We start from the raw sequence: 24,888 nt of genomic DNA, 5'->3' as shown, positions 1-24,888 counted from the left end.
CTCCTCCTTTCTAGAACAAAGCTGAGTTTGGATCGACTCGTCTTGCAAGCAAGTTTGATAGGATAACCAGAATCAAACCGACAACGGATTGGTAAAGACCGGCTGCTGAAGCCATACCGATATCTGCTGTCTGAGTCAAACCATTAAAGACATATACGTCCAAAACATTGGTTACATTGTAAAGCTGACCAGCATTGTGTGGGATTTGATAGAAGAGACCAAAGTCTGCACGGAAGATATTTCCGACTGCAAGGATGGTCAAAACTGTTACAAGCGGAGTCAACTGAGGAATGGTTACGTTGCGAATACGTTGCCACTTGCTAGCCCCGTCCACTGTTGCTGCTTCGTAGTAAGTTGGGTCAATTCCCATGATCGTCGCATAGTACATGACACTGCTATATCCAAAGCCTTTCCAAATACCTAGGAAAAGGAGAAGGTATGGCCAAATGCCTAAGTCAGCGTAGAAGTTGACTTCCTTCATGCCAATGGATGTTAAGAAATGGTTGAAGACCCCTTTGTCAATGTTTAGGAAGGCATCTGTAAAGAAACTAATGATAACCCATGACAGGAAGTAAGGGAACAACATAGACGTTTGGAAAATCTTAACCATTCTCTTAGAGCGAAGCTCGCTGAGGATGATGGCAATCCCTACTGATACAATCAAACCGATAAAGATGAAGCCGAGATTGTAAAGAACAGTATTTCGAGTGATGATAAAGGCATCTTTTGAACTAAACAAGAATCTGAAATTATCTAACCCGACCCATTTACTATTCACAATACTATCTATGAAACCATTACTGGTCATATGGTAGTCTTTAAAGGCGACCACATTCCCAAATACTGGAATGTAAAAGAATAGAATCAGCCAGAGAGCCCCTGGTAAAACCATCAAGAGAAAAATCCAGTTATCTCTCAAGGTCTTTGAAAACTTTTTCATAATTTCCTCCCTTTTTATTCCTAAAAACTGATTTCATCGAATTTTTAGGTTTGATAACGATTACATTATTAGTATACTCCTATTTGAAGGCTAGGTTAAACTACTAATTATAGAAAAAACTCCACAAATTATTTTTTGTGGAGAAGTTTTTTATAAGAAATAGGTTTCACGAGAAACACTCTGCATACGATAAATGTATTTCCTCTTTACTAATTGAAAACTTGTTCCAATATTGGGTGATGAAACTCAACAAAATGAACCTGAGCATTTATGATAGCCCCTGATTCATTTTTATCAATCTCTGGCCTTCCTTCTGTGTGTAAAAGAGCAGGATTACCATCTTTGTAGCCAAAGAGAATCACCTCTGTCTCTGCTTCATTCACATAGCAAGCTAGGATATCAAACCTCCCAGAACCAGAACCAGCAATATAGCCATACCATTTAAAAGTATAATTCATCCCATCCACTTGCCCAAATTGTATTATCTGGTCTGGTACTGCTAGTCCATAGTAGTGACCATATATTGCTAAGTTAGTTGACTTGAATCTTTCACCTTTACTATCCGAGTAAGATTCCATGGCTGTTTTTATCTTGTCTATTAAAGAACTATTATCTGTATCTGGCTCGCTCTCTGTAGTTACACTTGTTTTTAATAGAAATTCCTTAAAACGTCGCGCTAAATCTGTATTCTCAGTCTCTTCAAAATTTGCAGTAGGGATAGTTTCCAGTGTCTTATCGGTATACAAGACCCGTGTTTGCCCATACTTCAGTGTAAATAGGTAGAAATGTTTGTCCTGGTTGTCATAGTAGGCATCCAAAACCAAGTAATCATAGGCATTGTCACTCGATACTCCAAAAACATTCCATTTGACGCTTTTCTGAGAGACTGTTGTAGCTTCTAATTTTTTGATTAGTTCATTTTTTTCATCAAAGTTTGCATGCTCTAGTCTATGATAGGACTGCCCCATAGAAGAAGCCCAGCTTGCAAACTCTTCCTCCCACTTTTCAGTATTGTATTGAATTAGCTTCTGAAAATCCAAGTAATTCTTCATAATCAAGGCTTGATCAGTCGGATTAGATAACTCAAGTTCTTCCATGGCTGCAACTGTAGCAGCCATAGGTGACTGAACAGTTGTATCCTTGGATTCTTTTTCGTGCGAAAGAGCCTTTTGATAGGCATCTGCTAAATAGTGAAAATAGTTGGTTGTTTCCTTGGTTTGTTGCTCCCTTGGTATTGACGGACTAGTTGCTCCATCCTCTGTCATTTTATGGCAGGCAGATAAGACTAGCATGCTAGTAGCTAGGACTAGTAGTAGCTTTTTCATGGTCAGACCTCCAAACTATCTTTCTACCTTCATTATACTCCTTCCCTATCTCCAAATCAAAAAACATCTCCATGTATTTAAAAGGAGATGTTTAACTGTTTGTGATAAATGCCTATGTCGTATAAATCGTTGAAGCTGTCGCAATGGTGTGCCACTGATTAGCTGTAGTTGCTGCGAAATCCTTGTCTGCGTAGAAATCAGTAAATGGTAGGATTTCAACTTCTAGCTCATCGATGCGGTCAATCTGATCAGACAGATAAGCTTCGATACGGCTTTCTGCTCGTTTGATACGTTGCAAAAGTCCGCCCATACGGATATCGACTGTATCCAAGCCAAAGACCTTGTTTTCTTTCAACCATTGACGGCTAAAGAGGGCATGGAATTGTTCAATCTCGCTTCTGAGTTTTGGTAATTCTTGTCTGGCGATTTCTTGCAGACTTTCTTTATCGTTTGTTTGGTAGGCCTGACGAATGCGTCGTCCCACATCCACTTTACTGCTTAAAATCTGGTTCAACTGAGCCTGAGTTTCAAAGAGATAAGCATAGTTTCCAGCTTTTTCTTTGATTTCAGCAAGGATCACAGCAGCCTGAGCAAAGTGCGGTTTGTCCTGTTCAGGTGTCATGTGTTGGTCAAGAATTGGGCAGAGAACATCCTGATAAAAGACATAGCGGTTGGGATTGATACCACTGAGATTGTCCGGCAAGTCTGGCAAGAGGTTGGCTAGGTCGATCTGCATGAATTCCTCAACTGATAGACCCGTATTGGTCTTGAAGTGGGCAGACAAACGGTCGAGGTTATTGCGGTAGCTGAGTTCTGCCCAGATTTGCAAACTTGGCAGGATAGAAAACTGGGCAGTTTCCCCACCATTATCCCCCCAACCCGTCACGATGACTTCTTTTATCTGATTAGCACGACAGGCTTTGTTGGCCTCCATAGCGATGAGATGGCTGAAATGGTTGTGAGGCGTAAAACCGATCCACTTCCAAGCTCCACCTGCAAAGGCAAGGTCATGGCTAATCTTGTGATGATTGCGGAAATTACGGTTGTATTTTTCCTCGCTATCTTGGTAATAATCCCAGTAAACCAAGGTTACACGGTCTTTGAGACGGTCTAGATAGACACGCGTTTCCTTTGGAATCTCCACATCACGATCGTACTGGCCATCCGCTGACATAAGTTTGAAGAACATATCGCTCCACATCTGGCAGTGGAAACCATACTTGTCTGCAATATCCAGCACGCGCTCCAAGTGTTGACACATGAGGAGACTACGGTCTACAACGCCGTTCAAGATGAGGTAGCGTCCCAAACCAACCAAGTGGGCTTCATCCATCCCGATATTGACCTTGCGAGTCTGCAGTTTAGATAGAGTGGCAAACATGCCATCAATCAGGTCATACACCTTTTCTTCGCCGATAAGGAGAATATCCTCCACATCACGGAGTTCTTGCACTTCCTTAACGCCCCATTTGACGAAGGCCGACAAGTGGGCCAAGGTCTGGATGCAAGGCACAAAGGTCATGTCAAACTGCTGGGCGTAGGCTTCTATTTCCTGCAACTCCTCTGCTGAATAGGCGCCACGGAAGTAACCAAAGTAAGGTTGCCCCTCAATCTGATAGGTGTCTTCCATGTAAAGTTCAAAGGTTGAGTAGCCCATGAGAGCCAAGACCTCAATCATCTGCTTGGCAGAAGCCACATTCAGAACCGCATTTCGAGAACAGTCTGCCATGTAGGCCAAATCTTCATAAGCTGCCTGCTCCTCAATCGCTACTTTATCACCTTCTACTAGAGCTGTTGCCAATAAGGACAAGGCGCGGTAAAGTTGGTGAGGTTTGTGATAAGTCAGTTGATAGTGGCCTCCCTCACCCTTGATAGAGATAGAGGCTTGGTCAGACTGAGCGACTGCAACTTCCACATCTGGTAAAGAGATATACTTTGTCAGTAAGTCGATTGCCTGAGTTTGTTTGGGACTAAGTCCTGTAAATGTCACCATTGGTTTTCCTCCTGTAGCCAGTTGACAAGGGCACCGTAGAGATTGGCATCTGCATGATAGGTGCAGGCTTGGATGACAGGTGCGACCGTGTATTCTTCGTAGGTTTCGACAAATTCATCGACAGCCTTTTTGACACCTTGGATGAAGTCTGGATTTTGGCTAATAGAGCCTCCCAGACTAATGACATCTGGGTCGATGAGATACTGAATATTGAGCAAACCTTGCGCCAGATTACGGTTCATGCGCAAAATAGCTTCTTGACAAAGAGCATTACCAGCTGCGGCCTCTTGGTAAATCTTGCGTCCGTCCCAGTCAGTCTGACCAGATTTTTCAATCACGTATCGCACCATATTTCCAGTTGACGCTAGTTGCGACCAGTTGTTGAGCTTTTCTGCTGGTGCAATGGTTGTCATGTAGCCAAACTCTCCTCCCAAGCCGTGGCGACCTCGGTGAAGCTTGCCATTGATAATCATGGCGCCGCCGATTCCTGTACCAATCACGACACAGGCTGCATTTTCAATTTCTGGGTGAGCTAGCAATTCACTAAGCCCAACACAGTTGGCATCATTTTCTAGATGGACAGGTAGCTGATGATGAGCAAGTGCCTCATACCAAGAAAAGCCATGAATATAAGGTACGGCACTGATTCCCTCAATCACACCTGTTTCTTGATTAACCGCGCCTGGAACGCTCATAGCGATCCCACTATAATCTTGCTCTGACAAGCGTTGGTCTAGCCAAGTCAGTAAATCTTCCAAACTCTCTGGCGTTGGAGTACTTGTCTTATCTAGTATCTTTCCATCAGGAGTCAGACTGGCAAACTTAATCCCAGTCCCTCCGATATCAATGGTTGCAATGGTCATTGTTCTTCCCATAAAAAGGGGCGAATCAGTAGTTAGTCCTTACTCTTTCGCCCCTCCTTTCTATCTCATAGTATTAGTTATCAAACACTTTAAAACTATTAAATGTCTTCTTTTTTGATCAATTCTGTGCGAATTTCTTGTGGTGCTAAGAGTCCTGAATGAACGGGATATGGCCGCTCAAGCAAGTCCAAAATAGTTTGTTGGTGTTCTGATATACGCACATTTTCTTGACTCATATTGTAGTAACGAAGTACATATCCTTCTTCATTTTCAGCTACCTTAAAGGCTGTCGGGCAGACTTGTGGCAAGCTGAGCGCCGCATGGCTCAAGAGGCTGCCAGTCGCAGCAACACTTCCTTCTTGTTTAGCAACTTGAAGACTAGTGAATGGTGTTTGGAAGGCTTTAGCACGACGGAAGGCTGAGAAGCGTTCTTGAGCTTGGTGGCATTCAAGAGCAAACTCGACTTCAAACTCACGCAAGCACTGAGCCTCTGGTGTCGGGAAGTAACCCCAGTCACCTAACTCACCTGAGGCACGAAGAATGGTCACAGCAATGGTATCGTCTCCAAGGATTTCATACTCGTGCAGTCCTTTATTAGCCACTGTCACCCCTTTTTCATCATCATAAAGGCTGACAAAGGCTTGTTGGTGTTGTGGATTTTCAGGATTTTCCCAAGAGGCAGCTGGTTTATTTGGTCGTGTCACCACCTCATAAATGCTTTCAGAGTCATTGCTTGGACGCGTATTATGAGTCTTAACCAAGAGACGGATACGGTGGTCTTTGGCGGTGTTAGTAAAGCAAGTCTTGAAACGAATTTGTGGATTGTCAACAAAGACGGTCATCTCTGTTTCCAGAGGAAGGGTTGTCAATTCTTCTGAGCGCCCAGCTTCACGCGTCATAAACTCGATGATGCCTCTTTGTTCTGCATCCAGTTTTTCGTCTGCACTTACTGGAATTGTCAATTCATGCTTGAGCAAAATCTTGGCAAAACGAGCTGTATTTTCCAAGACTTCACAACCTTTCAGATCTGCGTAGATAGGCTCTGTTCCTTTTGGTTGGAAGTAGATATACTCATTTCCGATATCACCACGGTCTTCAAAGCGAACAACATCCTCATACGCTTCATGAGTTGTCTTGTCGTAGACTGTGATATTTTCATCTACACTGACCGTTACAAATGGCGTATCAATCACTCCATTTTGGTAAATACCGTCACGGTGTTCTTGTTCTCCTTCGAGCAATTGGAAGGTTGTCCAAGAAAGTGGTGCCAGGTGAACAGGCACTGTCACGCGCACTTGTCGAGCAATACGAGCTTGACGGAACTTGTTTTTTGGTAAATCGTACTCAAAGTTAGCTCCCAGATCTTCAATTTTCGCTTCTACAGCATGTCCTTCCAAGTCTTCGACACGGTAGCTTGGCAAGGTCAAGGCTGCCATTTTCTTATAACCTTCTGTTGGGTGCAATTCTTTGAAATCACAAACCGCCACATCAATCACTGTGCTGACAGTATCAACCTTGTCATGCAAGCCTGTATTGATAACCGTAAAGAGATGGTCGCTTTGAGCTTCGTGGGTTGCAATTTTACCCTTCCACTCCTTGAGAAGGTTGGTCTTAACAAAGTTTCCGACTTGGTTGACCTTGGCAAAACGTGTTTCCATCTCGCGGTGAACTTCGTCAATACTACAGCCACAGATACTATCATGGGGCGCATTTTGTAGAAGGACTTTCCAAGCATAGGTCAACTGGTCCTTGTGGTTGTGCCCGCCAGTGATAACAGTCAATGGTTCCACTACTTGCTCCAGCAAGTTACTGTTTTCTTGGAAAGCTTGTTTAAGGTAAATCCGTGAAGAAGAAGTGTTGGCAAGTGTGTACCAACCGTCTGTTTCTTGACTGGTCAACTCACCTGTAACGGTAGATAGTTGCTCAGGCAGAGCACTTTCTACTGCATGAACATATTCATCAAAAGAACTATGCACAAAGGTCACATCTGGGAAGAGTTCATTTGCCACACGAATGGCTTCGCTCAGATTTCTCTGTACAGGCTGGTGGTCACATCCGTTCATCATCAACCATTGGTTGGTCGAAGCGTAGTCACGCACGTCTGCCAATTTTTGTTTCCAGAAGGCCCGGGCTTCATCCTTATCAACTGGGATTTCATTCCCGTTACTGTACCAGTTGGCAAAGAGGATACCGAGGACACGACTTCCATCAGCGCCCTGCCAGTACATTTCTGAAAACTGGGAGGTGAACTGCTCATCTTCGAGGACTTGGTTGTCAAATCCAATCGGCTTCACACCACGGCCAAAGGCTGCCACGTGAATGCCTGATTTTTGAAGGATTTGAGGCGCTTGCCCCATATTTCCAAAGGTATCTGGGAAGTAACCAATCTGGGTTGATTTGCCCCATTTTGCACATTCTGCTTGACCAATCAAGGTATTGCGGACATTGGCTTCGCTGGAAATCAAGTAATCATCCTGCAAGATGTAAAAGGGACCAATTTTGAGTTTGCCTTGGTCGATGTAGCGCTGAACTTTATCGCGATTTTCAGGGCGAATCTCCAAGTAGTCATCAAGGACAATAGTTTGTCCATCTAAATGGAAGCTCTTGAACTCAGGATCATTTTCAAAGAGGTCAAAAAGATTGTCAAATAACTCCACCAACTGCATCCGGTGACTTTCAAAAGGTAAGTACCACTCACGGTCCCAGTGGCTGTGAGAAATAATATGTACAACAACATTTTCCATGAAGTAAAACCTCATTCTAACTTAAATTTTTATTTCTATCTAACTAAAGAACTGACTAGCGAATATCCAAGTAATCCAAGACCAACTCACAGAACATCATGTTGGCCCAGGAGAACCATTCACGAGAGTAAAGAGTTGGGTCGTCTACATGGAAGCTTTCATGCATGACACCTGTGCCACCATCGCAGGCAACGAGCTGATCCAGCAAGAATTTCTTCTCTGCCTTATCTCTTGTTGTCAAGCCTTGGATAGATAGGGCAATCGGCCAGATATAGCGATAAAAGGTATGAGAACTTCCGAGACCACTAGCATATTCTCCTTGGTAGAAGTATGGATTTTCAGGGCTCAGAATGGTCCGACGAGTTGCTTGGTAAACTTCATCGTCAATATCGCAATAGCCCAGATAAGGCGTAGCCAGCAGACTTGGTACGTTTGGATCATCCATGATGCTGGCATTTCCCAAACCATCCACTTCAAAGGCGTAAATCTTTTCGCCCTTGCTGTTAGTGGTGTAGGCGTAGTTTTCGATGCCTTCTTGGATTTCAGCCTGGAGACGCTTAGCGTCTGCGATGATGTTTTGGCTATCAGCTAAGTCAAGTTCTGCAAAGATTTCTTGCACATAACCCAAGACAACGACTGCAAACATATTGGATGGAATCAAATAGCTATACTGACAGCAGTCATCACTTGGACGAAAAGCTGACCAGGTCATACCTGTCACGGCAAAGTCAGGTCCAAAGCCATCATTTACCAGAGTATCTTCCTTGCGGTCTGTATCCCGAACAAAACGATAAGGAGAGTTGTTGTGGTCTTGTTCTACCGTCCAAAGATGAAGGATTTCCTTGGTCGCTGTGACAAAGGTTTCATCAAACTGACTGGTTTCGCCAGTCTCTTTCCAAAGGAGATAAGCCAACTGCAAAGGATAGCAAAGAGAGTCCACCTCATACTTACGCTCCCAAATCCAGCCGTTAAGGTCTGTGTGATCAGTTTCATGGTGACCCTTCCAGTTTTCCTCAATGTTAAAGGAGTTGGCATAAGGATCCTTGAGCACCAAGGTCATCTGACGCTTGACCAAACCTGCAATAGTCTGACGCAAGAGAGGATCTCTTTTAGCCACATGAAGATAGGGTCTAAGTTGGGCAGTCGAATCCCGAAGCCACATGGCAGGAATATCCCCTGTCAATACAAAAGTTGAACCATCTTCTAGGATCTCGACCGTGTTGTCCAAGGTGTCGGTGTAGCAACGCTCAAAGACATCCACCCACTCCGGATGGTCCTTGGCACACTCTGCTACTTCATCCAGCCATTCTCTGACAATCTCTTTCGAATAAACCATAATCGATTTACCTCTTTCAAACAAGTTTCATGTTCAGTATAAAAAAAAACGCCTCCAAAAGATATACACAAACTAAAGGCGTTTTGAAACAAACTTATGAAAAAATTATGTAGAGATTTCCGTTGGAATCGTTTCGTTTATTCTAAAAATCGTAGTCATCATCTAGCATTGCTTCTGCATTTCCCATTAGATATCCCGCACCCACTTGAGAAAAGAAATCATGATTGGCCGTTTCAATCGAAATGCCATTCATGACAATCGGATTCACATCAGACGCTGTAATATCCGAAAAGTAACTTTGAAAGCCCATATTTTGTAGCGCTTTATTGACATTGTATTTAACAAATACCTTTATTTCTTCCGCCAGACCAATAGGTGCATAGACTTCATCCGTATATGCAAACTCATTTTCTAAAAGATCATCTAAAAAACGATACATCCAAGTTATGAACTCATGTTGTTCTGCTTCTGAGAGCTCATCAAAGGTTAAGCGAAACTTATATCCCAGATAAGTCCCATGTACAGATTCGTCCCTAATTACTAATTTGATTAACTCTGCTAGATTAGCTAGTTTATTTTGTCCACGATACCAAAGCGGTATGAAAAAGTTACTATAGTATAGGATCCCTTCTAAAAACACACTCGCAACCATCACCTGTAGAGGGGTTCCATGCTGATACATCTCATTTATCTTTTGGGCTTTATACTGCATTTTAGGATCCTGATTCATCCAATCATATATTTTCTCAATTTCCTTAAAAGTATTTAACGAAATCAATATGGTACCGTATGTCTTAGCATGGATAGATTCCATAAATGTAAAATCACTCAGAACCGCTCTCTCCTTGCGAGTTCGAACGTGCTGTTTAATAGAATACAACCCCTCTTCGGATTGAAGCGTATCAAGCAAAGCCAAGCCTCCAACCGCTTTCTTGACAACCTCTTTCTCCGGATCTGATAGTTGCTTCCAATCAAGCAAGTCATTTGATACTGGAACACGAGTATCAATCCAAAATTGTGCCGTAGCTTTATCCCAAACATAGTCGTCTAACTCATCCTCGACTTCTTTCCAATTCAATGTCCGATGTAACATATAAATCCTCCTCAAAAATCATAGTCATCATCACGTGATTCTTCTATCCTATGGATAGACATCTGCCCGAGAAGCTCGTGCTTTCTCAGTCTGTTCAATACTCGATCAAGCGCAGAGAGAATTTCCCTATCAACTGGGTACCTCTCTTCGACCCCGATACTCTCTAACAAATGATTTGCTTCTCTTTGTACAAGGTTCTGAGTCAATTTTTGAATGTCAGAATCTACATAAAGTTCACAAATGATTTTCCCCTCTGTTTTTAAGATTCTGTCAATCATTTCAACAGCCCAGGTTTGAAATGAGATTTGGTCAGCTCTATCCATTCTTGCCAAAAGAAGATTGACTTTATGTATCAGATAGTCACAATGCAATGACTCATTCAAGAGAATCATTTTCACCATTTCGCCAAGATTAGTAAAGCCCTTTTGAATCCACAATTTCATCAAAAAGGCAAGTTGACTATAAGTCATAATTCCTTCAACACAAGTAGCCATAAAGCGCTTCTGAATCGCATTTTTACTATGATATACCGTGTCGACTCTTTCTAGTCGCTCTACTACTAATTTATGTTGATCTACCCACTCAAATAAGGATACCACCTCCTGTTCGTCTTCATTAAAGGAGTATAAAATAGTATTATAAGCCTTGGTATTTACCATTTCAGTGAACTGTAGATTGTTTACAATAGCAACCTCCTGTTGTGAGCGTTCACTATGCCGTATAAACTCCTCTGCCTCTAACGACTGGTAAGTTGATAAATTCGCAAGAAAGATCAGCGAGCGATTTAATTCTTGCTTCTCCTCTACCGACAAACGATTAAAAGCAGGTTTATCATTTTCAATTGGAATTCGATTGTCTAGCCAAAATAACGATGTCGCCCTCTCCCACGTAGCGTTATCCAATTCATCCTCAATCTCATTCCAGTTGATTGCTTTGTAATATAGAAATTTTTTTGACATCTTCTCTCCTTAAATCATACAAGATTCACAGCTATTTACACTGCTAAATTCATCATCCTCTGTATAGGTTCTGACATAATAAAGTGATTTTATCCCTTTTCGCCATGCGTAATTCCGAAGGCGATTCAAGTCACGTGTCGTTAGCATTGTATTTCCCTTAGTTTTCCATCCATATAGTCCTTCAGGTAATTGAGAACGCATAAAGAGAGTCAGACTCATTCCCTGATCAATGTGTTTTTGTGCGACTGCATACACATCAATAATTTTACGCTGATCCATGTTATAAGCAGTCTCATAAAATGGTAAGGTATCATTGGACAGATACGGAGCGGGATAAAAGATCGATCCCACCTTCTTTTCCTGCCGATTCTCTACCAACTGAGTAATCGGGTGAAGAGAAGCACTCGTTTCGTTGATATAAGAAATAGAACCATTAGGCGCCACTGCTAAACGATTTCGATGGTAGAGGCCATCTTTCATGACCTTCTCCCTTAGTACCTTCCAATCTTCTTTCGTTGGAATAGGAATATCCTTAAAAATGGCTGCTATCTTAGGAAATCTAAATACAAAATCTTGCTCTACATATGGTGAAAAGTAACTTCCATCGGCATAACGTGAATCCGCAAATTCATAAAATGTCTCATGCCGCTCTCTTGCGATTCTATTGCTGGATACTAAAGAATAATAATTCAATGCCAAGAAGTAAGCTTCTGTAAATTCTAGAGATTCTTTTGAACCATACTTGATTTGGTGCAAAGCAAAAGCTGTGTGTAATCCCATCGCTCCGAGCCCTATCGTATGGTAGAGACGATTTCCCTTATTTACTGTAGGCACTTCTTCAACAGACTCTAGATCCGTAACAGTCGTTAAAGCACGAACCATTGTATCAACAGAGGTAGCAAAATCTTCAGATTCTAGTAAATTAACAATATTAGTTGATCCAAGGTTACAACTAATATCCGTTCCCACCTCATGATAGGACAAATCATCATTCAATACGGATGGAGTCTGTGGTTGCAAAATCTCTGAACAAAGATTACTCATAATGATTTTCCCTTTGACGGGATTCGCGCGATTAGCGACATCGATATTTAGAATATAAGGATAGCCAGACTCTTGTTGCAAGCGGGAAATTTCCTGTTCTAATTCTCTCGCTTGAACAACTGTCTTTTCAATAGCTGGATTTGCAACCAATCGGTCGTATTCAGCCGTGATATCTACGTACGAAAAAGGTTTCCCATAGACTTTTTCAACATGATAAGGATTAAACAGATACATGGGTTGATTTGTTTTAATCAGCTCGTAATACTTATCCGGAACGACCAACCCCAGAGAGAGGGTTTTAACACGAATTTTTTCATCTGCATTCTCCTTCTTTGTCGATAAAAAGGCGAGAATATCCTGATGAAAAACATTCAAGTAAACGACCCCTGCCCCATTTCTCTGTCCTAGCTGATTGCTATAGCTGAAAGAGTCTTCTAGTAGTTTCATTACAGGGAGCACTCCCGAAGAAGCATGTTCAATTCCTTTTATAGGAGATCCACTCGCACGTAGGTTCGATAAATTCACTCCAACCCCACCACCAAGTCTAGAAAGTTGCAAAGCAGAGTTAATCCCACGTCCGATAGATAACATAGAGTCATCGAGATCTATCAGAAAACAAGAAACCATCTCACCACGCCGTTTTTTTCCTGCATTTAAGAATGTGGGGGTCGCAGGTTGGTACCGTTGGGTAATCATTTCCTCCGCAATTTTTGTCGCTAAGTTCTGATCACCATTTCCTAGATAGAGGGCATTAAGGAACACCCGGTCCTCAAACGATTCCAAATAGGTCTTTGAATCATCAGTCTTTAGTGCATATTGATTATAAAATTTATAAGCTCCCATAAAACTCTTAAAGGTAAAATCATGTTCTTTTATTTTTTGATATAAGCCCTCTAAAAAATCACTATCAATCTCACCAGACTCTCCACGGTACAAGCCCACAACCTCTTCATCCACATAATCCTCTTGAATTAAATACCGGAGACGTTCTTTCAGACTTGAAAAATGCATCGTATGAGGTTCAATTTCATTCTTTAAATAGTCTGTTAAGGCCTCTCTATCATAGTAAAGAGGAATTTCACCATCAATTGGAATGTTCACCATATTGTTCAAAACAAAATAATCCTTAGTAGCTGACATCTATTTTTTCCTCCGCTTTCTCAAAACTAGCTAAAATATGTTTGGAGATCCTCTCTACATCTTCATCTGTCCCGCGTAATTCAAAAATATCTATAACAGGAAAGCCAAACTGATCTGCATATTGAAAAGCCGTTAGACAGAATTGCTTATTGAAATTTCGATTACCACTCCCAATAATTCCTAGACAATAACGAAAATTTCCTTGATACTCTAAAAATTTTCGAAGATTTCCCGTCAGAATTTCTTGGAAACCAGTATCAATTCCATTTCCTCCCTCTAGATAAGTTGGTAAAAAACTGACAAAGGGACCATCTACTGTGATTGCCTCCCCTTTTAAATCTTTTACATTCAAAGACTCAACTTCTCTATGATACGTCGCTTTTATATATTGACTGACCCGCTGGACAAAGGAACTCGTATTCCCACTTAAACTAATATAATAAAATCTAATTCTTTGCATGACTTCTCCTTTTTTGATACAATATATTGTGTTTTACAAAACAATACGCTCTATATATTGTGTTTTTTATTTTACTGTATCTAAATGATAAAAAAATTGATATTCGTCAAGTTTCTATAAATTTCTTCAAAATTAGGAGTTTCTATGTCCCAACCATGCTTTTATACCGTTCCCCTTTTTAGCTCCCTCTCCCGTGATGAACTTCAGGGTATCCAAAGTCTGTTTCACCATAAGAAATTTAAAAAGGGCGAGTTAATTTTCTCACCCTTTGATGAGGAAACCTTAATCATTGTTAATAGAGGACAATTTAAGGTCTATCGTCTGACTAATGATGGAACCGAGCAATGCATCCGTATCGTTGGCAAAGGAAATTACGAAGGAGAAAACTATCTCTTTGAAGAGAATAATCAGGATCTCTATGGGGAAGCCTTGGTCTCTACAGAAGTCTGTGTCATTTATAAAAAAGATTTTCAATACCTTCTCCAGAGTTTTCCACATTTTAGTTGGCAACTTCTACGTCTTAATGCCATAAAAGCAATTCAGACGGAAGAACAAGTCACCTTATTAGCCTTTGAAAAAATAGAACAACGCCTTGCTTGCTATCTTATTCACCTTACCGGAAAAAGTAACAATCCTAAACTCACCTTCACTTTGCCAATTTCAGAAAAGGAACTTGCCAGTTACCTTGGAACGAGGCCCGAAACTATTTCGCGAAAATTTAAAATTTTTGAAGAACATCACTATATTCGAAAAGTTCGTCGTACCATTCATATCATAGATGATCAAGCTTTAAGGAATTTATATTGATCTGAAGCTTTTTTGTTCATTTCATGTTATACTATATAAAATATGAAACGTTTACAAAGAGATAATCATGAAACCAATACTTGAGACCATCGATACCCGCTTTGGCACTGCTAGCAAGCATGCCTTCTCTCGGGGAAATACCCTGCCTTATACAGGCGTGCCTTTTGGGATGAATTATTTTGTGCCCCAGACCAGTGACCAGGAGGGAGCTTGGTTCTTCGATCCGCATCTACCCATCTTTCAGGGGATTCGATTGACCCACCAGCCCAGCCCTTGGATTGGGGACTACTCTTGGCTCCTCATAACACCTGTCACAGGTCAGCTTGGGGGAGACAGTCTCTTTCACCGCCAGTCTTCTTATGATATCGAAAAAGCCTCTTTCCAGCCTCATTATCTGAAGATTTTCTCCCTGCGCTATCAGATTGAAACTCAGCTCACACCGACTTGCTACGGTGCTTCTATTCGCCTAGAACAAAAGCAAGGTAAGGCTCTCTCCCTCAATCTTCATACAGCAGATGAACTGACAGTCAAGCAGGTAGATAAGCGGACTCTGGCCCTAAGACAAGAAGGAAAAACAGAGACCAATAAAAATCCACTGATACTCTTCACTGCCCTACAAATGAATACGGATATTCTTGATGTCAGCCAAAAAAGCGGAGACTGGCGAATTGACTTAGCAAGTAGTCATGCTGAGATCCAATTAGCGACTTCTTTTATTTCTCCTTCTCAAGCGTTGCTTAATCTACCTCAAAAGGACTTTGATAGCTGTAAAGCAAATGCCCAAGCAGACTGGGAAGATCTCCTCCATCGTTTTGATGTACTTAAGACAGGAGAGGCTGACCGAACCTTCTTTGACCACTGCCTCTACAGACTCTTCCTCTTCCCACAGACATTTTATGAGGTGAACGAGTCAGGGCAGGCCATCCACATGGATTTGTCTACTGGTACTGTCAAGCCCGGTGTCCTCTTTAGCAACAATGGTTTCTGGGATACCTTCCGCACCACCTTCCCCCTCTTTGCCCTTATCATACCGGAACACTATCACCGCTTTCTAGAAGGTTTCCTCAATAGCTACCACGATACTGGATTTCTTCCAAAATGGCTAGCCCCAGATGAACGTGGCATGATGCCAGGGACTCTATTGGACGGTATTATCGCAGATAGTGCCTGCAAGGAAATGGCTCCTGACTTGGAAGAAGAACTCCTCCAAGCCATGTTGGAGACAGCCACTAAGTCCGACCCTCTCGGCATCAATGGTCGTCACGGTTTGGCACAATACCAAGAATTAGGTTATCTCTCTACCGACCACCACGAAAGCGTCAGCCATACCCTAGACTACGCCTATAGTGACTTTTGTATCGCCAGCTGTGCCGAAAAACTAGGGCAGAATGACATCGCCCAGACTTATAAGGTTGCATCACAAAATTACCGCCATCTCTTTGACGCTGAGACAGGTTACATGAGAGCACGAGACAATCAAGGCAACTTCCGTCCCGACTTCTCTCCATACAGTTGGGGACGCGACTACGCTGAATGTTCAGCCATTCAAGCTACTTTAGGCGTTCTACACGACATCCCATGCTTAATCCAGCTTATGGGTGGAAAAGAAGCCTTCAGCCACTACCTTTTGAAAGCCTGTCAGGACGCTCCTATCTTTGAAACCACCGGCTATGGTTACGAGATTCATGAAATGAGCGAGATGGCTACCGCTCCTTTTGGGCAAATCGCCATTTCCAACCAACCTAGTTTCCACATCCCTTATCTCTTCCGCTACAGTGACTACCCTGACTATACCACTCTGCTCATCAAGACCTTACGTCAGAAAGCCTTTCACCCAAGCTGGCAAGCCTATCCTGGCGATGAGGATAATGGTAGTCTCTCTGCTTGGTACATCTGGTCGGCTCTTGGATTCTACCCGACCTGTCCGGGCAAGCCCAGCTATGATCTCGGAATTCCCCTCTTTGATCATCTCCGTGTCTACCTAGCTAAGGAAAATAAATGGCTGGATATCCATGCTGAGCAAAACCACACCCACTTCAACTTTGTCAAAGAATGTCGATTGGACAAGACCCCAGTATCTAGTATCCAACACCAAGACCTCTTGAAAGCTGAGCAACTGACCTTCACTCTCAGCTGGCTACCAAATCACTCATAACCAAAAGAACCTTTGCATCGCGCAAAGGTTCTTCTTTTATGAAACTTGGACCTGAAGCTGGTCAGCCAGCTGCCCGTCTACCGTCAGATTTAGATAAAAGTCCAAGCTTTTATCTCCTGCAAAATACAAGGTTGGTAGCGTCAGCCTTTTTTCAGTCTCGCCAACTTGAAACGCAAGAACTTGAATCTCATCCCGATAAGCGATACCATGCACACCCGTCCCTGGTTGAATCGAAATCTTAGCTTCTAAAGGACTGCTAGATTCTCTTCGCTTAACTGTAAATTGGACATTTTCTCCCTTGGTCACAGCCAGACTTTTTTCTGAAAACTCTAGTTGCTGAACAGCTTCTTTTTTTGACAAGCTAGGTGTTTTATAAAGTGAAATCTTGGTCAACAAAGGCAAAGCCTGTGCCTCTGTAATAGTCACACGTATCTTCTGCGCCTCAACGACCGATCCTCGTAAGAGACGTTTGTAGCCAACAGTATAACCAGATCCAAACTCCTGCCAGACACCATCCAACTCTACCTGAACATGGAAAGCAGCGATGCGTTGCCCTAGCTTCAAATCTTCCCTCAGCTCAATCACATCAAAAGCTTCAGGAGCTCCTAAATCGAGCTCTAATTGGATTGGCAACTCTGCATCACTTGCCCAAGAACTGGTCTTCCGTCCATCTGTCAGATGATGACAGGCAAAGTCTGGCGATAGAGCCGGACCAGATACCTTGGCTCCCAGAGCCAAATCTTCTTTATAGATCTCGTTACGGTAGGCAGAAAATTCATAGAGACGCTGGATATCCTTTTCATCAAAGAGCCCATCTTTATTAGGCGGAATATTAAGCAAGAGTGGTGTACCCCGCCCTACTGAGTGAAAGTAGATTTCGACCAATTCCTCGAGAGACTTGGGGTCCTGATCCTCATGGTAAAACCAACCTGGTCGAAGGGATACATCTGCCTCCCCGATTGAAAATAGCGTCCCAGAGGGGTCTCCGTGCTGTAGATAATCTAATTCCGCCTCGGTCCCCAACTGGTCGGGCTTGACTTTTTGCCACAAGGGATCCCCTGCGTAGCCTCGTTCATTTCCAATCCAGCGAATACTGGTTCCCTCAGTTGAGAAAATCAAACAATCCCCCTGCAAGTCACGAATGGTTTCAAACCAGGCCTTAAACTCATAGTTGACCTTCTGGGCCCCTTCTCCTCGAGCACCATCCATCCAAACCTCAGCAAATTTACCGGCATTCCCATACTCAGGATTTGATAAGATTTCCTTCAACTGAGCCAGATAATAGGCATTGTAGTCTGCTTCTCGGTCCACATGATAGAGGGAACTGTGGGCATCCCAAGGAGACAAATACACTCCCAAATCCATGTCAAACTCAGTTGCAGCTTTAGAAACCTCAAGGAGCAAGTCCCCCTTTCCACCCCTCCAAGGGCTAGCCTTGACCGAATAGTCTGTATAAGCTGTCGGGTAGAGGACAAAACCATCGTGGTGCTTGACCACCAAAATCAGCTTTTTAAAACCCGTTTCTTTAAGTACCCGAACCCATTCACGCGCATCCAACTTGGTCGGGTTAAAACGCTTGGGATCCTCTTGCCCACTTCCCCATTCTTGGTCATAAAAGGTATTGGGGCCAAAATGGATAAAGGCAGCTAGTTCATCCTCTAAATAAGCTAGCTGGGCCTGACTTGGTAATGGCCCATGTGGTTTTATGTTCATCATCTCGTATCTCTTTCTCTGATTATTTCTCTTGTTCACAAAGTTATCCACAACTTGTGGATAAGAAAACATGCCTAAAAACTAGCTTTTCTAGACTCTGGCTCTTTGACTTTGAACCTATCACCTTCAGCAAACTCTGCTCAAATCCCCACTGCACTAGGACTTCTACCAGAAAGCTGGCTCGTCACTAGTTTCTGGGACCATTCTCAGGAACCCTCTAGGATATTAATTAAATCTCCTGCTCTCCCCAGACTTATCCACAACTTGTGAATAAGTCCTTCTTCCTAGTTGTTACCTCGTTGACTATAACAAAAAATCTAGGTACCGTCAATAAGACAAGGCTGTCTTCCTAAATACTCAGAAAAGATTCTATAATTTGTACAATCGTAACTTTTGCATTCGCCAGTTAGTTAGAATCAACCAAAGTCTACTAAGTAGTGAATGCCAGCTTTATCACATTGCGAACAGCACAGCTATAGTACTATACCGCTCAACAACCTAACCAGATAAAGGTTTCTAGCAAAAAATCCCGCAGATTTGCGGGATTTTTCTCTTGTATCAATGCGCCAACATTTCTTGGGCGATTTCTTGACCAGATAAGTTATCTGGGTAGTAGGTTGGCCAGTTATCCATTTCTTCAAAGAGTGCTTCTTGGCTGATGCCTCCAAAGAAGATATGGAAATGTTCTGCCTTAACTGGAGCGATATTGTGGTCGCTAAACTGAACATACTTGAACTGTCCAGCATCCGCATCGGTCGCTTCAAAGAGAAAGCGCACGCCACGATTGCCTTTCTTATAAGTCAAGATTTTCTTGCCGACGTACTTGTAGGTGAATTTCTTGCTTTGGCCAGCTTGAACAAACTCCATGGTGTTATCCGTGATGTTGATCTTAGTCACATCTGTCTGATAACCTTTCCGATAGTAGGCCTTGTACTCATCTTTGGTCATCTTGCCAGTCAACTTAGCCTTGTAGTCAAAGACTTGATCAAAGGTCCCATTCTCAAGAAAAGGATAGACCGACTGCCAGCTACCAGCATAGTCACTCAAGGTGCGGTCTTTGACATCTGCATCCTCAAAGTAACCGTTATGAACTGTCTTGGTGCTTTCTTCCTTCTCTGGCTCGATTTCTGGTCCTTCTTGGTCTGTTGTCTGCTTGAGAGCCTTGAGGTTTTTCTCCATCACAGAGATATAGTTCTCACCAGCCTTTGTCGCTTCCTCTGTCAGACTTTCTAGCGGATTGAGCACATCTAGTTTGACACCCGTTTCTTTTGAGAGTGTATTGGCAAGAGCTTGAGAGGCATTTTCTTCAAAGTAGATATAGGAAATCTTGTTTTTCTTGATATACTCTGTCAATTCCGCCAAACGTGCTGCTGATGGTTCTGCATCTGGTGAGAGACCTGAGATGGATACTTGCTTGAGGTCGTAGTCCAAGGCAAGGTAGTTAAAGGCAGCGTGCTGGGTCACAAAACTCTTTTGTTTGGCTTGAGACAAGCCATCTGTGTAGGCCTTGTCCAAGGCTTGCAATTTTTCGATATAGGCCGCGGCATTCTTCTCAAAGGTCTCTTTTTTTTCAGGATAATCTGCTGACAAGCTGTCTCGGATATGCTCTACTAGCTTAATGGCACGGACTGGTGATAACCAAACATGGGGATCGTAGTCATGATGGTGACCTTCACCACCGTGATCATGGCTTTCCTCTTCTTCCTCACCTCCTGGCAGGAGCAACATATCACCTGTCGCCTTGATGGTTTTCACTTTTTTCTTATCCAAGGATTCTAGCAATTTGGGAACCCAGGTCTCCATGTTTTCATTTTCATAGACGAAGGTATCTGCGTCTTGGATTTTGGCAACTGCCTTGGCAGATGGCTCATAGTCGTGAGGTTCTGTGCCAGCACCGATTAGGAGTTCCACATTGGCGGTATCTCCCGCGACTTGCTTAGTAAATTCGTAGACAGGGTAAAAGGTTGTCACGATATTTAGCTTCCCATCTGCCTGTTTTTGATTGGAACAAGCCACTAAAAACAGGGCACATAGACTAGCTAGTAGTAAGCTAAGTTTTTTCATTTCATTCTCCTATTTAATAAAACGTTTCAATAGACTGACTAGCAAAAAGACTGCTACAAAGATAATGGTGATACTAGCGCTAGCAGGGGTTTCTGCATAGTAGGAAATATAAAGTCCTGCCACCATTCCCAAAAAGCCAATAGCACTAGCTAGCAACATAACGGATTTGAAATTTTTCCCCAAACGAAGGGCAATACTAGCTGGTAAGACCATAATGGTTGACACCAAAAGAACTCCAGCTGCTGGTATCATAAGGGCAATCGCCACCCCTGTCACCATGTTAAAGAGGATAGACATGGTTCGCACTGGAAGTCCATCTACAAAAGCCGTATCCTCATCAAAGGTCAGGATATACATTGGTCGCAAAAACAAGAAAGTCAAGAGTAAAACGACTGCAGCAATGGCAAAGAGGAAAATTACCTGCTCCTGGCTAATGGTCACAATAGACCCAAAGAGATATTGGTCCAAACTCATGGAACTCGAACTTTTGCCCTTACTCATCACGATAAGAGACACTGCAAGTCCTGTTGACATGAGGATGGCAGTTCCGATTTCCATAAAGTTCTTATAGACTGTACGGAGATACTCCAAAAAGACCGCAGCGATCAAGACAATAGCAATGGTTGAAATAGTTGGAGAAATCCCCAAAACCAGACCAAAGGCTACTCCTGATAGAGAAACGTGACTGAGGGTATCGCTCATGAGACTCTGACGACGTAAGATAAGGAAGGTCCCAAGAACTGGAGAAAAGAGACTCATGGCAATGACAGCCAAGAAGGCCCGTTGCATGAAGTCATATGATAACAAACTAAGCATGGTCCACCTCCTGATCGCTCTCGTGAACGTTGAAACAACGCCACGGTGAGTCTTGATTACGCACTAGGTGAATATTGCGGTCTGCGTAGGCCTTGACCTCCTCCGGATCATGCGTAATCATCAAAACGGCCTTGCCATGATGGTGAGCACTGTGGTGCATGAGTTCGTAAAATTCATTTTTGCTCCCTGCATCCATCCCTGTCGTCGGCTCATCCAAGACAAAGATATCTGGGTCAGAAGCAAACATCCGAGCAATCACTGCCCGTTGTTTTTGCCCACCAGAGAGGGAGCCAATTCGTTTGTCACGATGTTCCCACATACCAACTGAGTCTAAACTGGCCTTGATATGTTTCTCATCATGAGCATTCAAGCGACGGAACCAGCCCTTTCGCGGATAACGACCCGACTTGACAAATTCATAAACTGTGCTTGGAAATCCTGCATTAAAACTAGCAATTTGCTGCGGGAGATAAGCTATCCTAAGTTTTTTCCCATGAGTATTTGTCTTTGAGATGGTTACCTTGCCAAATCTTGGCTGCAAGATGCCTAGACTTGCCTTAATCAGCGTCGTCTTGGCAGCTCCATTTTCACCAGTCAGGGTGACAAACTCCCCACTATCAACACTGTAGTTGATGTGCTCGAGGACAGGTTCCTTGTCATAATAGAAAGACAAGTCCTCTACTGTAATATACCGCATTATTTGATTTCTCCTACTAAAGCAGTTAAAAACCGCTGGATGACTTCTTGTTCATTTGGAGTAAACTGACTTGCCACTTGTTCATAGGCTAAGAGCGTGTGCTCATGATGATGGTGGTGTTCCTCTGCCACCGGTCGAGCTAGCTCTGTCAGTTGATAAAAGATCACACGCGCATCCTTGGGATCTCTGGATGTCTCTAACATGCCCTCTTTGACTAAAGACTTGATAGCCTTGGTCACTGCCGCCTGACTGACATTGAGGCGACGGGCCAACTCCGAGTTAGTTAAGGATTCTTCTGACAAGAGCATGAGGATGTGTTCCTGAGTATTGGTCAAGGCTACGTCACTTGTGCAATGCCCAATCAGAATTTCATGCTGGTTCTCAGATCTCAAGATCACCTCGTTTAAAAAGTTGTCGATTTCCTGTGCAAGCTGTCTCATGTGTTACTCCTTCCCTAGCTATCTTTTTCGTAAAAAAACTTAGATAGCCACCGATTCTTTACTGGTTAATTATATCACAAACCAAAAAAGAGTCAAGGAAAAAAGGCGTAAAAACGTTTCCCTAGACTCTTCTAGATGTCAAATTTAACCTATTTTAGCTTTGGTTTTCGGCTTGATAAGATGCCTGCCAAACCAGCCACCATTCCCATCAAGAGCAAGAAGATAGACTGTTCACTTCCTGTATTTGGGAGAGCTTTTTCTGAGACAACTGCCTTCTTGCTAAATTGACCTGCCACCTCATAAGTAAGTGGCACATTCGTAGTCGCATCGCTAGCAGCTGCATTCGTTTGAGGTGTTTCTACTGGTAGACTAAAGTTTTTAGAATCCACAGAAATTGTCCGTGAGTTCGGATTGATCTTTTCATACTGGGTCAAATCAGCTGTTTTCAGATACTCTTCAAAGGCTGCATCCATAGAAGGTCCTTCTTCTCGCGCACCACCTAACATCGTGTAGCCATCGCCACCCGCAGCTAGGAAATCATTGGTTGCAAGATAGTAGGTTTTTGCGAGGTCTAGGAGATCATAACGACCAGTCGTGCGATTTTTGACCTGAATGGCCAAGACACGTTTACCTGATGGTAGGTTGGTATCATAGTAAACCTTCACACCTGAAACTTGCAAGAAGCCACCACTTGGTTCTAGCAACGGTTGTCCGTTCTCATCCAAGACCTTCTTGCCATCCTTATCGACCTGCAAGATAGAGCCGAGTGACTTTTCAAACATATCCAATACTTGTTGCCCAGTCACTTGGATTTGTGAAATCGTGTTTCCAAATGGAAGAACCGCAATAACATTTCCTTTCGTAATCGGTTTGCCTTTTGCAATGGTTTCACGCAAGCCACCGCCATTTGTCACAGCGATGTCAGTCGGATGACTAAATCCTGTCTGACCATACTGATAGAGGGAGTCTGCTACGACGTTTCCGAGGTTGGTTTCACGAACCCGAACATTTTCACGATCTCCGTTGAGCTCTACAGGGCTGTTTGAAACGACTTCAACCGCATTTTCGGCATCGTATTTTTGTTTAATGTCTTTGACTAGTTTTTCAACTGTTGGATTGGCTGGTAACTTTTTAGCATCAGCAGCCGGAATCTGAGTTGGATTGCCCAAAAGCTGACGTGATTTGTAGGTGATTTTTCCTACATTATGAAGGTAGCTTCCTGTCTGGTTGTAGGTAACATTGTCTCCATAGGTTGTTGATTCTACTGTATGAGAGTGACCGTCTATTACTGTTACGCGTTTCCCTTTCAAACGAGGATTTTTAGACAAGGCTTCTGCCAAAGTTGAACCACGCCATTCGACTGGAGTTGTAGTATCTACACCTAGGTGAGCAAGCACCACATAGTGTTTGTAGTCCTTACCTTCTGCACGCGCCTTGGCTTGAACTTCTTCAATAACCTTATTGACTTCTGAGATTGGGTCAGTAAAAGTTACCCCTTTAATATTTTTAGGGTGGGTTTTAGTGGCTGTTTCAGGTGTCGTCACACCAATCACAACAAACTCATCGCCTTCCACAGTCTTATCTTTATCAACGATTGTAGATGCTTCAAACAGACGAGCTCCGTTGACATAAGTATTTGAACTGAGTAATGGGAATTTCAAGATTTCCTTGTATTTTTTAACTTCATCAAGGCCAAAGTCAAACTCATGGTTTCCTACTGCCATGGCATCATACTGCATCTGATTGAGAATTTCAGCGCGTGCTTCACCCTTAGTAGAGTTGGAAATCGGTAAACCTTGGAAGGCGTCTCCAGCATCTACGACGAGAGTCGTTTGATTTGATTTCGCACGTTCCTGCTCGATGACAGTCGCTAGCTTAGCATCTCCAATTACTCCCTTTTCCTCTACGATACGACCGTGGACATCATTGGTGTGTAAGATAACGGTGTCCTTTTCTTCGTTTTTAGTAGATTCAACAGGAGTTTCCTTTGCTTCCGCCGATTCAGCACTTGTGGGAGTTGCCGCCTCTGTTGTTGGAGCTGCAGGAGTTTCTAAAGTTGCAGGATTTGCTACAACTGCTGGACTTTCTGCAGGGGCAGCTGCTTCTTCAGCATAGACCTGTCCAGCCAAAAAAGCTGGGGCCAGTAGGGCTGTCGATAAGACGGGTAATAAGAAACGTTTATTCATTTTGAAATCCTTTTCTTTTCTTTTTTCCTTTATATTATACGATATTTCTAGAAAATTTGAAACCTTTGACTTATTTTCATCTAAAACATTCGCTATTTAAACAAAAAAGCTTG

Annotated in this window: 18 protein-coding genes; 2 read left to right on the top strand and 16 right to left on the bottom strand. The window is 42.9% G+C overall.

Annotation, left to right across the window (positions count from 1 at the left end; all coding sequences use genetic code 11):
- Nucleotides 1-10 precede the first annotated feature (10 nt).
- The 10 genes from DF216_RS06740 to nrdI all read right to left on the bottom strand — a co-directional run bounded on the left by DF216_RS06740 (nt 11) and on the right by nrdI (nt 13,897).
- Nucleotides 11-940 carry an ABC transporter permease gene (locus tag DF216_RS06740; protein ID WP_000714584.1) on the bottom strand — a complete coding sequence of 310 codons (930 nt, stop codon included), beginning with the start codon at nt 938-940 and terminating at the stop codon, nt 11-13.
- A gap of 209 nt (nt 941-1,149) precedes the next feature.
- Nucleotides 1,150-2,265, bottom strand: a complete 1,116-nt coding sequence (locus tag DF216_RS06735; RefSeq protein ID WP_129326355.1) for a DUF4767 domain-containing protein — start codon at nt 2,263-2,265, stop codon at nt 1,150-1,152.
- A 112-nt stretch (nt 2,266-2,377) separates the two neighbouring features.
- Nucleotides 2,378-4,258 (bottom strand): beta-N-acetylhexosaminidase, encoded by a 1,881-nt coding sequence (locus tag DF216_RS06730; protein ID WP_129326354.1) that lies wholly within the window; start codon nt 4,256-4,258, stop codon nt 2,378-2,380.
- On the bottom strand, nt 4,252-5,121 hold the full coding sequence (locus DF216_RS06725) for an ROK family protein (RefSeq protein WP_164979016.1): 870 nt from the start codon (nt 5,119-5,121) through the stop codon (nt 4,252-4,254). Before DF216_RS06725 ends, DF216_RS06730 begins: the two co-directional genes overlap by 7 nt.
- Nucleotides 5,122-5,219: 98 nt before the next feature.
- The gene (locus DF216_RS06720) at nt 5,220-7,865 is read right to left on the bottom strand and encodes an alpha-mannosidase (RefSeq protein ID WP_129326352.1); all 2,646 of its coding nucleotides are present in this window, start codon (nt 7,863-7,865) and stop codon (nt 5,220-5,222) included.
- Nucleotides 7,866-7,920: 55 nt separating this feature from the next.
- Nucleotides 7,921-9,201, bottom strand: a complete 1,281-nt coding sequence (locus DF216_RS06715; RefSeq protein ID WP_129326351.1) for a glycoside hydrolase family 125 protein — start codon at nt 9,199-9,201, stop codon at nt 7,921-7,923.
- Nucleotides 9,202-9,343: 142 nt separating this feature from the next.
- Nucleotides 9,344-10,294 carry a class 1b ribonucleoside-diphosphate reductase subunit beta gene (gene nrdF, locus DF216_RS06710; protein ID WP_129326350.1) on the bottom strand — a complete coding sequence of 317 codons (951 nt, stop codon included), beginning with the start codon at nt 10,292-10,294 and terminating at the stop codon, nt 9,344-9,346.
- Between the two features lie 11 nt (nt 10,295-10,305).
- The gene (locus DF216_RS06705) at nt 10,306-11,253 is read right to left on the bottom strand and encodes a ribonucleotide-diphosphate reductase subunit beta (RefSeq protein WP_129326349.1); all 948 of its coding nucleotides are present in this window, start codon (nt 11,251-11,253) and stop codon (nt 10,306-10,308) included.
- Between the two features lie 9 nt (nt 11,254-11,262).
- Nucleotides 11,263-13,437 (bottom strand): class 1b ribonucleoside-diphosphate reductase subunit alpha, encoded by a 2,175-nt coding sequence (nrdE, locus tag DF216_RS06700; protein WP_129326348.1) that lies wholly within the window; start codon nt 13,435-13,437, stop codon nt 11,263-11,265.
- Nucleotides 13,424-13,897 carry a class Ib ribonucleoside-diphosphate reductase assembly flavoprotein NrdI gene (gene nrdI, locus DF216_RS06695; RefSeq protein ID WP_129326347.1) on the bottom strand — a complete coding sequence of 158 codons (474 nt, stop codon included), beginning with the start codon at nt 13,895-13,897 and terminating at the stop codon, nt 13,424-13,426. Before nrdI ends, nrdE begins: the two co-directional genes overlap by 14 nt.
- A gap of 144 nt (nt 13,898-14,041) precedes the next feature.
- Here nrdI and DF216_RS06690 point away from each other — a divergent pair, with 144 nt between their 5' ends.
- On the top strand, nt 14,042-14,704 hold the full coding sequence (locus tag DF216_RS06690) for a Crp/Fnr family transcriptional regulator (RefSeq protein WP_125827362.1): 663 nt from the start codon (nt 14,042-14,044) through the stop codon (nt 14,702-14,704).
- A gap of 67 nt (nt 14,705-14,771) precedes the next feature.
- Nucleotides 14,772-16,859: a GH92 family glycosyl hydrolase gene (locus DF216_RS06685; RefSeq protein WP_129326346.1), complete on the top strand. Its 2,088-nt coding sequence runs from the start codon at nt 14,772-14,774 to the stop codon at nt 16,857-16,859.
- A 36-nt stretch (nt 16,860-16,895) separates the two neighbouring features.
- Here the strand turns inward: DF216_RS06685 and DF216_RS06680 are convergent, their stop codons facing one another.
- The 6 genes from DF216_RS06680 to nt5e all read right to left on the bottom strand — a co-directional run bounded on the left by DF216_RS06680 (nt 16,896) and on the right by nt5e (nt 24,775).
- On the bottom strand, nt 16,896-18,575 hold the full coding sequence (locus DF216_RS06680) for an alpha-L-fucosidase (protein WP_164979015.1): 1,680 nt from the start codon (nt 18,573-18,575) through the stop codon (nt 16,896-16,898).
- Between the two features lie 555 nt (nt 18,576-19,130).
- Nucleotides 19,131-20,636 (bottom strand): zinc ABC transporter substrate-binding protein AdcA, encoded by a 1,506-nt coding sequence (locus DF216_RS06675; RefSeq protein WP_129326344.1) that lies wholly within the window; start codon nt 20,634-20,636, stop codon nt 19,131-19,133.
- Between the two features lie 9 nt (nt 20,637-20,645).
- Nucleotides 20,646-21,452: a metal ABC transporter permease gene (locus DF216_RS06670; protein ID WP_129326343.1), complete on the bottom strand. Its 807-nt coding sequence runs from the start codon at nt 21,450-21,452 to the stop codon at nt 20,646-20,648.
- Nucleotides 21,445-22,149, bottom strand: a complete 705-nt coding sequence (locus tag DF216_RS06665; protein ID WP_061453915.1) for a metal ABC transporter ATP-binding protein — start codon at nt 22,147-22,149, stop codon at nt 21,445-21,447. Before DF216_RS06665 ends, DF216_RS06670 begins: the two co-directional genes overlap by 8 nt.
- The gene (adcR, locus tag DF216_RS06660; RefSeq protein ID WP_001249328.1) at nt 22,149-22,589 is read right to left on the bottom strand and encodes a zinc-dependent transcriptional regulator AdcR; all 441 of its coding nucleotides are present in this window, start codon (nt 22,587-22,589) and stop codon (nt 22,149-22,151) included. The genes DF216_RS06665 and adcR overlap by 1 nt, the downstream gene beginning before the upstream one ends.
- Before the next feature lie 149 nt (nt 22,590-22,738).
- The gene (nt5e, locus tag DF216_RS06655) at nt 22,739-24,775 is read right to left on the bottom strand and encodes a cell surface ecto-5'-nucleotidase Nt5e (protein WP_125827366.1); all 2,037 of its coding nucleotides are present in this window, start codon (nt 24,773-24,775) and stop codon (nt 22,739-22,741) included.
- Between the last annotated feature and the right edge of the window lie 113 nt (nt 24,776-24,888).

Source organism: Streptococcus oralis (assembly GCF_004127215.1).
In the GTDB taxonomy this organism is placed as follows: domain Bacteria; phylum Bacillota; class Bacilli; order Lactobacillales; family Streptococcaceae; genus Streptococcus; species Streptococcus oralis_BD.
This window is presented reverse-complemented; position numbering and strand designations above follow the sequence as displayed.